Genomic DNA, 2,458 nt, shown 5'->3' on the forward strand with positions numbered 1-2,458 from the left:
AACGTCACAGATGCGCGCCACCGACCACAGGTCGTTGCCCTCGCCAACCTGGTCCCAGAACGCATCGGGCGTTGCTACATGTGCGGCGAGATAGTCGTAGTCGACCACGCCCGCGTCACGGCACCAGGCGAGCAGGCCGTTCATCAGCGCGACGTCTGTGCCGGGCCGGATCGCGAGGTGCAGGTCGGCCTCGTCCGCGGTCTCAGTCCGGCGCGGGTCGATCACCACGAGCTTCGCGCCCGCGTCGCAGCGCGCGCGGATGCGTTGATAGACGATCGGATGGCACCAGGCGGTGTTCGATCCGACCAGCACGATCAGGTCTGCGACGTCGAGATCGTCGTAGCTCGCAGGCACGATGTCCTCGCCGAACGCGCGCATATGCCCGGCGACCGCGCTCGCCATGCAGAGCCGTGAATTGGTGTCGATGTTGGCCGATCCGATGAAACCCTTCATCAGCTTGTTCGCGACGTAATAGTCCTCGGTGAGCAGTTGCCCCGAAACGTAGAACGCGACGCTGTCCGGCCCGTGCTGCGCGATCGTGTCGCGGAAGCGTTTCGCGACGAGGTCGAGCGCCTTGTCCCAGGAGGCGCGGCGATGGCCGATCATCGGGGTGAGCAGGCGGCCTTCGAGTCCGATCGTCTCGCCGAGGTGGGTGCCCTTCGAACAGAGCTTGCCTGAGTTGGCGGGGTGATCGGGGTCGCCCTTGATGGTGGCGGACCGCTCGCCGGTCGGCGTGGCGAGGGTACCGCAGCCGACACCGCAATACGCGCACGTCGTGCGAACGGCCGCCATTAGCCCTCTCCCCTTTGGGGAGAGGGTTGGGTGAAGGGTAGTTGGGAAACGCAGCACGCGCCCCGACCCCTCACCCCGGCCCTCTCCCCAGCGGGGAGAGGGAGCAGTAACGCCATCACGCGGCGGCTTTCATCGTCGAGGTGCGGCAGAGCAACACGCGACCCCCCGACACCTTCACCGGAATAACCGGCGTGCACCCCTTGTCCTCGCCCAGCGCCTCGCCCGTATCCAGCGCGATCCGCCAGTTGTGCAGCGGGCACGCCACCGCGCCGCCATGCACGATCCCCTGCGACAACCGCCCCCCCTTGTGCGGACAGCGATCGGCCAGCGCGAATACCTTGCCGTCGCCGGTGCGGAACACCGCGATGTCGTCGCCGCCGGTGACCTGGACCGTCCGGCTGCCGCGGACCGGGATCTCGTCGACCCAGCCGATATCGAGCCATTCGCCGATCATGCCATTTCCCTCGTCTGATCGATGGGCGTGAAGCGCGCCATCGGCGCATGCTGCTCCCGGTGCTCGCCCGCCGCGCGGGCCGCCCACGGATCGTCCTGCGTGAACTGCTGCGAGAACAGGAACCGTGCCGCCAACGCATCGCGGCCCTCCGGATCGTCGGCGATCCGTTCGCGGATATATTCCACGCCGATCCGCTCGATCCACGGTGCGGTGCGTTCCAGATAGCGCGCTTCCTCGCGGTACAATTGGATGAACGCGGCGCAGTAATGCATCGCCTCGTCTTCGGTCGCGACCTTGCACAGGAAGTCGGTCGCGCGGACCTTGATCCCGCCATTGCCGCCGACCGACAGCTCATACCCGCTGTCGACGCAGACCACGCCGAAATCCTTGATCGTCGCCTCGGCGCAATTTCGCGGGCAACCGCTGACCGCGATCTTGAACTTGTGCGGCATCCACGAGCCCCAGGTCATCCGCTCGACCTTCACGCCGAGCCCGGTCGAGTCCTGTGTCCCGAACCGGCACCAGTCGGAGCCGACGCAGGTCTTTACGGTGCGCAGCGACTTGCCGTACGCATGTCCGCTGACCATCCCGGCGGCGTTGAGATCGGCCCAGACCGCGGGCAGGTCCTCCTTCTTGATCCCGAAGATATCGAGCCGCTGGCCGCCCGTCACCTTGACCATCGGCGCATCGTATTTCTCGACGACGTCGGCGATCGCGCGCAGCTCGCGCGGGTTGGTGAGCCCGCCCCACATCCGCGGCACGACCGAATAGGTGCCGTCCTTCTGGATGTTCGCGTGCACGCGCTCGTTGACGTAGCGGCTCTGCTGGTCGTCCTTGTAGTCGCCCGGCAACGCGCAGAGCAGGTAGTAATTGAGCGCAGGCCGGCACGACGAACATCCGTCGGGGGTCGACCAGTTCATCTTCTGCATCACTTCGGGGATCGATCGCATGCCCTGCGTGACGATCTCGCGGCGGACGTCGTCGTGGCCGAAGCTGGTGCATTTGCACATCGTCTTGACCGAACGTTCGCCCGAATACTCGTCGCCCAGCGTGACCGCGAGCAGCGTCTCGACCAGTCCGGTGCAAGATCCGCACGACGCCGACGCCTTGCAGGTCGCGCGGACCGCGTCGAGCGTCGCGTTGCCGGCACCGATGCACGCCACGACCTTGCCCTTGGTGACGCCGTTGCAGCCGCAGATCTCCGCATCGTCG

General features: G+C 66.6%; 3 protein-coding genes. All 3 read right to left on the reverse strand.

The genetic code is table 11. The features are described from left to right. Positions 1-792 (reverse strand): molybdopterin oxidoreductase family protein (locus ASE89_RS21365; RefSeq protein WP_236701876.1); only part of this gene is annotated, 792 nt, incomplete at its 3' end. 115 nt (positions 793-907) lie between these two features. Then, positions 908-1,246: a nitrite reductase small subunit NirD gene (gene nirD / locus ASE89_RS18790; protein WP_175518279.1), complete on the reverse strand. Its 339-nt coding sequence runs from the start codon at positions 1,244-1,246 to the stop codon at positions 908-910. Further along, a partial coding sequence (locus ASE89_RS21370) for a (2Fe-2S)-binding protein (RefSeq protein ID WP_236701877.1) occupies positions 1,243-2,458 on the reverse strand: 1,216 nt, incomplete at its 5' end. The genes ASE89_RS21370 and nirD, both read right to left, overlap by 4 nt.

This window comes from Sphingomonas sp. Leaf30 (genome assembly GCF_001422525.1).
Classification (GTDB): domain Bacteria; phylum Pseudomonadota; class Alphaproteobacteria; order Sphingomonadales; family Sphingomonadaceae; genus Sphingomonas; species Sphingomonas aerolata.

What these genes read in the sequence shown, in the direction of transcription:
- nirD (WP_175518279.1), bottom strand. Translation starts at nt 1,246, where the DNA reads ATGATCGGCGAATGGCTCGATATCGGCTGGGTCGACGAGATCCCGGTC.